This is a genomic window from Rathayibacter sp. AY1E8 (genome assembly GCF_002931415.1).
In the GTDB taxonomy this organism is placed as follows: Bacteria; Actinomycetota; Actinomycetes; order Actinomycetales; family Microbacteriaceae; genus Rathayibacter.
The window spans coordinates 1-6,286 of the sequence record NZ_PSVI01000092.1 but is presented as its reverse complement, the minus strand read 5'-3'; the positions used below and the strand labels follow the sequence as shown (position 1 = coordinate 6,286).

Below are 6,286 nucleotides of genomic sequence, written 5' to 3'. Positions count from 1 at the left end.
CGGCGCACGCGGCTACATCACCAAGGCCAGCTCCGGAGCCGAGGTGAGCCGGGCCGTGCTCGCGGTGGCGGGCGGGGTCCGCCGCCAGGAGGGTGCAACCGGCGCATCCTCCTCCCGCTTCCCGGAATGCAGTACCCACTATTTCGTTAGTACTGTCATCACCCCTGTCCCGAGGAGCACCCATGACGATCGCCGACTCCCCCCTGCTCGCCGGGGACGTCTACTCCGCCGACTGCCCGAGCCGCGAGGTCTTCGGCCACGTCACCAGCAAGTGGGGCGTCCTGGTGCTCGCGGCGCTCGCTCCGGGCACGCTGCGCTGGGGCGCTCTGCGGCGCCGGATCGGCGGGATCAGCGAGAAGATGCTCGCTCAGACGTTGCGGATCCTGGAGGAGGACGGCTTCGTGCACCGCGAGGCGCGGCCGGTCGTCCCGCCGCACGTCGAGTACCGGCTGACGCCGCTGGGAGCGGAGCTGGCGGATCGGCTGCTGCCGGTCGTCGAGTGGATCGCGGGGAACGTCGGGGCGGTCCTGGAGGCGCGCTCGGAGGGCCGCCGGGAGGGAAGGTGAGCCTCACCTTCTTGTGAGAACGTTCACAATCCGTTCAGGGAGGAGCCTCCACCCGGCGGCATCGGCGCCCCCTCCCCCTGCTTGCCTCGATCGCGTCTCCTGCTCGTGATCGAAGGACCTCCATGTCAGACACCGCCCGCCGCCCGCTCCTCCTCCCGATGGCCGGCCACGTGCGCGGCAAGCGCAGCCCCGTCACCTGCGCGCTGAAGTGCGCCAACGCCTGCTCCACCGCGACCTGCAACACGTCGCACAACAGCTACTTCCGCGACATCGTCTCGTCGCAGCTCTCCCGCCGCAGCGCCCTCGGCCTCGGCCTGGCCGGCGCGGTCACCGTCGCCGTCGCCTCCGCCGGAGGAGCGCCCGCCGCCGAGGCGGCCGTGGCGACCTCGGCCGACGGCTCGCCGCTCGCCTTCACTCCGATCGCTCCGGTGCCGTACACGGTCGACCGGTTCACCGTCCCCGAGGGCTTCGCCTGGCAGCCGATCATCCGCTGGGGCGACCCGCTCTTCGCCGACAGCCCCGCCTTCGACATCGCCGACCAGACGGAGGCCGCCCAGGCCGCGCAGTTCGGCTACAACAACGACTACACCGACATCGTCGAGATCCCGGGCTCGAAGCGCCTCCGCGCCCTGCTCGTCGTGAACCACGAGTACACGAACGAGAGCATCATGTTCCCGGCCGCGCAGCTCGAGGCGGAGCCGGAGCGCGTGCGCGCCGTCGGCCGCGCCGCCCACGGCCTCAGCGTCGTCGAGCTGGTCCGCACCGCGGTCGACCGCCCGTGGGCCTACGTCCGCGGGGGCGAGCGCAACCGCCGCTACCTGCTCGACACCCCCTACGAGGTGACCGGCGCCGCCGCCGGCACCGACCTGCTGAAGACGGTCGCCGACCCCGAGGGCCGCACCGTGCTCGGCACGCTCGGCAACTGCTCCGGGGGCACGACGCCGTGGGGCACGATCCTCTCGGGCGAGGAGAACTTCAACGGCTACTTCCGCGCCGTCGGCACGAGCGACGCCGAGAAGCGCTACGGCCTCGCCGACTCCGAGACCTCGCGCCTCTGGGAGCTCGACGACCCCCGCTTCGACGCCCGCACCCCGGGCTACGAGAACGAGCCGAACCGCTTCGGCTGGATCGTGGAGTTCGACCCCTTCGACCCCGACTCCACGCCGAAGAAGCACACGGCGCTCGGCCGGCTCAAGCACGAGGGCGCGAACGTCATCATCGCCCCGGACGGCCGCGTGGTCGCGTACCAGGGGGACGACGAGCGCTTCGACTACCTCTACAAGTTCGTCTCGACGAAGCGCTACATCGAGGGCGACCGCGCCCACAACAAGACCCTGCTGGAGGAGGGCGACCTCTACGTCGCCCGCTTCACCGGCGACTCCCCCGTGGCCGAGATCACCGGCACCGGGGCGGTCCCCTCGGACGGCGGCTTCGACGGGATCGGCGAGTGGCTGCCCTTGGTGCTGAACGGCGCCTCGACGATCGCCGGGATGAGCGTCGCCGAGGTGCTCGTCCACACCCGCCAGGCGGCGGACGCCGCGGGCGCGACCAAGATGGACCGCTGCGAGGACGTGCAGCCCAGCCTGGTCAGCGGCCGGATCTACGTGGCCTGCACCAACAACTCCGCCCGCGGCACCGAGGGCGGCAAGGAGGGCGCGACCGAGGTCAACCCGCGCACCGAGAACCGCGACGGCCACATCGTCGAGATCATCGAGGACGGCGGCGACCAGACCGGCCGCACCTTCACCTGGAACCTGCTGATGCTCTGCGGCGACCAGGCGCAGGGCGACGTCGTCTACTTCTCCGGCTTCCCGGCGGACCAGGTCTCGCCGATCTCGTGCCCGGACAACCTGGCCTTCGACTCGGTCGGGAACCTCTGGATCTCGACCGACGGCGCCCCGAGCGGCATCGGCTACAACGACGGGCTCTTCAAGGTCGCGCTCGAGGGCGCGACGCGCGGCAGGGTGGAGCAGTTCCTCTCGGTGCCCCGCGACGCCGAGACCTGCGGACCGATCGTCCACGACCTCGACCAGCACGTGTTCGTGGCGGTGCAGCACCCGGGCGAGGAGGGCACCTTCGAGGCGCCGACCTCGTTCTTCCCGGACTACGGATCCACGGCTGCGGGAGCGGTGGCGGCACCGCGTCCGACCATCGTGCAGATCCTGCCGGCGTCGCAGGTGGTGGCGCCGACTCCGACGCCGACCGCCGGGCCGACCACGGCACCGACGACCCCGCCGACCACCGCGCCCACGGCGACTCCCACCACGGCGCCGACCGCCGGGCCGACTGCGGCGCCCACCGTTGCTCCGTCCCCGGTGCCCACGACCGCGCCGACCGGCACGCCGACCCCGCTGCCCGTCGGCGGCTCGGGCGGCGGGCTGGCCTCGACCGGAGTCGAGAGCGTCGGCCTGATCGCGGGCGCCACCGCGCTCCTGGCCGCGGGCGCCACCGCGCTCGGACTCGGAGCGCGCCGCCGCGCGGCCGCCGAGGGCGAGGACGACCAGCAGGCGTGAGGCCGGACAGGGCCCGGGACCGATCACAGGATCGGGGCCCGGGCCCTGTCGCGCTCGGGGACCCGCCGCTCAGGCCCCCGGGACCGGCGGGCCGGTGCGCCAGCGGAGGATCGCCGCGGCGTCGGCGTCGTGCGGCAGCGTCACCACGTCGACCCCCTCCGGAGCGGTGCGGGAGTCGGTGACGAGCACGCGCGCGTCCGTGAGCACGGCGGCGCGGGCCAGCGCGAGGGCGGCGTCGACGGAGTCGATCACCTCGGCGCCCAGCGCCTCCTCCGGGGCCGACGCGACCCACGGCTCCGCGGCGAGCGCCAGCAGAGCGCGCTCGCGCAGCCGGCCGGGGTCGAGTACCAGCGTCTCGACCTGTGCCGAGGCCAGCGCCGTGACGATCGCGCCGAGCGAGTACTCGACGGTGCGGCGCGGCTCCCCGGTGCGCAGGGCGTCGAGCACGTCCTCCTTCTCGCGCAGCAGGATGCGGTCGAGCTGCTCGTCGACGAACCGCTCCAGCGCCCCCTCCTCGCTGCCGGCGGCCCGCGTGTTCACGGGCTCGACGGCCAGGATCGCGGCGCTGCTCGGCGAGAGCTGCTGCGCGAGCAGCTGCCGGGCGTGGATGTCCCCCGCGACGACCAGCAGGCACGGCCGGTGCACGCGCACGAGCTCGTCCACCGCGGCGGCGAGCTCGGCCTGCGTGCGCCGCCAGATCTCCTCCGCGTGGTGGTGGAACCGGTCGTGCCGCCAGCCGCCGGCCTGCGCCTTGTGGAGGGTGTCGGTGCGGCCCTGCACGGCCTGCTCGGCCTCGGGTCGCTGCGCGCCCAGGCGGTGCAGGCGGATCTCGCCGCCGTCCCGCGAGGTCTCGACGACGAGGACGCGCAGGTCGGGCCGGTGCTGCAGCAGCGGCACGATGTCGGGGAGCGGGCTGTAGGAGACGCCCTCGGGCGCGACCGGCCGACCCGGCAGCACCTCGTTCAGCACGACCCTCCCGTCCACGGCGACCGCGAAGAGGCAGCAGCCGCCCTGGGGGCGCCCGGCCCCCTCGAGCAGAGCGGTGAGGGCCCGGATGTCGGCCTGCGGCGCACCCTGGCGGGCGAGCTCGTCTCCGAGGGACGTGGCGCGCTCGAGCGAGATGTCCGGCGGATCGCCGGAGTCGATCGCGAGGTCGACGTAGAGCTGCGACACGGGCCGGGAGTCGCGGAGGAGCTCGGCCAGGGTCGGGAGAGCGGGGGTGGTGGTCACCATCGGGTCGTCCTTTCCTGTCGTGTCCCGACAGTGTCGGACGGCAGGAGCGGGAGGAGGGACGGGGTTGACTGCTCGCGCGCGCCTCAGAGCAGGCGGCGCGCGGAGGCCCAGGCGGTGAGCTCGTAGCGGGAGGAGAGCTGCAGCTTGCGGAGGACGGCGGAGACGTGGGACTCGACCGTCTTGACCGAGATGAAGAGCTCGGCCGCCGCCTCCTTGTAGGCGTAGCCGCGGGCGATCAGGCGCATCACCTCGCGCTCGCGGGCCGAGAGCCGGTCGAGCTCGTCCACCGACTCCGCCTGCTCGCCCGCCAGCGCCCCGAAGGCGTCGAGCACGAAGCCGGCCAAGCGCGGCGAGAACACGGCGTCCCCGCCCGCCACCGCGAGCACGGCCCGGCTCACCTCGGCTCCGGAGCTGGCCTTGGTGATGTAGCCGCGTGCGCCGGCGCGGATCACGCCGACCACGTCCTCCACAGCGTCCGAGACGCTCAGCGCCAGGAAGCGCGACGACGACCCGGCGCTGCGCCGCAGCACCTCGGCCCCGCCTCCGCCCGCACCGCCCGGCAGGTGCACGTCGAGCAGCACCACCTCGGGCGCGAGCGAGGCGACCAGGCCGACGGCGGAGTCGACGTCGGCCGCCTCCCCGACGACCTCGAGCTCGGGGGCGAGGTCGGCCCGCAGGCCGGAGCGGAAGATGGAGTGGTCGTCGACCAGCAGCACGCGGGTCACCGCTCGACCTCCGCGGGGAGCCGCAGATGCACCTCGGTGCCGGTGCCGCCGACTCCGGGGCGCACGGTCGCGCTGCCGCCCGCGCGCGCCATCCGGCCGATGATCGACTCGCGGATGCCGAGGCGGTCCCCGGGCACCTCGTCGAGGACGACGCCGGGGCCGCGGTCGCGCACGAACACGTCGACGCCCTGCACGGAGGACTCGAGGTACACCGAGACGTCGCCGCCCGCGTGCCGGGCCGCGTTCAGCACGGCCTCGCGGGTCGCGGCGAGGAGCGCGGCGGCGCCGGGGACGGACGCTCCGACGGCCACCACCTCGAGGTGCACGGGGTAGTCGAGCTCGACGGCGGCGGCGATCGCTCGGACCTCGGCGGCCAGGTCGTTGGCGACCGGGACGTCGCGCTCGAACAGCCAGTCGCGCAGCTCCCGCTCCTGGGCGCGGGCGATGCGGGCGACCTCGCTCGAGGCTCCGGCGCGGTTCTGGATGAGCGCGAGGGTCTGCAGCACGGAGTCGTGCAGGTGCGCGGCGATCTCGGCCCGCTGCTCCTCGCGCACGCGGGCGGCCCGCTCGCCCATCAGCTCGGACCAGAGGGTCACCACCCGGGGCGCGGCCAGCACACCGGCGGCGATCAGCAGCACGCCCACGGCGAGCACCGCGTTGAGGGCGCTCGGGCGGCCGGTGAGCACGGCCGCTCCGGCGAGCACCAGCAGCGCGCAGGAGGCGAGGCGCACCGCGGAGCCGTACCGGGCGGGGCGGACGGCGTCGCCGCGGTCGAGCCCGAGGCTCCAGCCGACGGCTCCTCCCGCGAGCAGGCCGACGGCGACGAGCGCGCGCGTGATGTCGGCGTCGTCGCCGCTGTCGACGGTGATCAGCACGGCGAGCGCCGCGACGGCGGCGGCGAGGGTCAGCAGGCCGGCCACGGGAGCGGAGCGGCGGACGGCCGGATCCGCGTCGCGCGAGTCGAGCGGCGCGAGGGGCACCAGGGCCCAGAGCCAGAGGTAGAGGAGCGCGCCGCCCCCGCCGAGCGCGGTCGTGAGGACGGCCAGGAGGCGGGTCCTCCGCACGCTCCAGCCGAGGTGGTCGGCGACCGCGGTGCACACTCCGCCGAGCAGCATCGTCCGCGGCCGCTGCAGCGGGGGGCGGACGGCGGTGCCGGGGACTGTGCTCACCCCTGCATCCAAACAGGTCGGCCGCACGATCGGGGGTGCTCTCGGGGTCGGATCAGGGGTTCCCCCGATGGTCCGGGCCG

At 74.5% G+C, this 6,286-nt stretch carries 5 protein-coding genes; 2 read left to right on the top strand and 3 right to left on the bottom strand.

What is annotated here, in order from left to right; all coding sequences use genetic code 11:
* The first annotated feature begins 182 nt into the window (after window positions 1-182).
* Window positions 183-566 (top strand): helix-turn-helix domain-containing protein, encoded by a 384-nt coding sequence (locus C5C74_RS16495; RefSeq protein WP_160033071.1) that lies wholly within the window; start codon window positions 183-185, stop codon window positions 564-566.
* Window positions 567-688: 122 nt separating this feature from the next.
* Entirely contained in the window at window positions 689-3,079 is a 2,391-nt protein-coding gene (locus tag C5C74_RS16490; RefSeq protein WP_104351912.1) for a PhoX family phosphatase, read from the top strand.
* A 69-nt stretch (window positions 3,080-3,148) separates the two neighbouring features.
* Here the strand turns inward: C5C74_RS16490 and C5C74_RS16485 are convergent, their stop codons facing one another.
* From C5C74_RS16485 to C5C74_RS16475, 3 genes are all read right to left on the bottom strand, one after another.
* A complete protein-coding gene (locus C5C74_RS16485) occupies window positions 3,149-4,312 on the bottom strand; it encodes a Vms1/Ankzf1 family peptidyl-tRNA hydrolase (protein WP_104262602.1) in 1,164 nt (387 codons plus the stop codon).
* A gap of 83 nt (window positions 4,313-4,395) precedes the next feature.
* Window positions 4,396-5,037: a response regulator transcription factor gene (locus C5C74_RS16480; RefSeq protein WP_104351911.1), complete on the bottom strand. Its 642-nt coding sequence runs from the start codon at window positions 5,035-5,037 to the stop codon at window positions 4,396-4,398.
* Window positions 5,034-6,206: a sensor histidine kinase gene (locus C5C74_RS16475; RefSeq protein ID WP_104222840.1), complete on the bottom strand. Its 1,173-nt coding sequence runs from the start codon at window positions 6,204-6,206 to the stop codon at window positions 5,034-5,036. The genes C5C74_RS16480 and C5C74_RS16475 overlap by 4 nt, the downstream gene beginning before the upstream one ends.
* Window positions 6,207-6,286: the final 80 nt, after the last annotated feature.

Coding starts and splice junctions, on each gene's coding strand:
- C5C74_RS16495 (WP_160033071.1), top strand. CDS start 183: ATGACGATCGCCGACTCCCCCCTGCTCGCCGGGGACGTCTACTCCGCC.
- C5C74_RS16490 (WP_104351912.1), top strand. CDS start 689: ATGTCAGACACCGCCCGCCGCCCGCTCCTCCTCCCGATGGCCGGCCAC.
- C5C74_RS16485 (WP_104262602.1), bottom strand. CDS start 4,312: ATGGTGACCACCACCCCCGCTCTCCCGACCCTGGCCGAGCTCCTCCGC.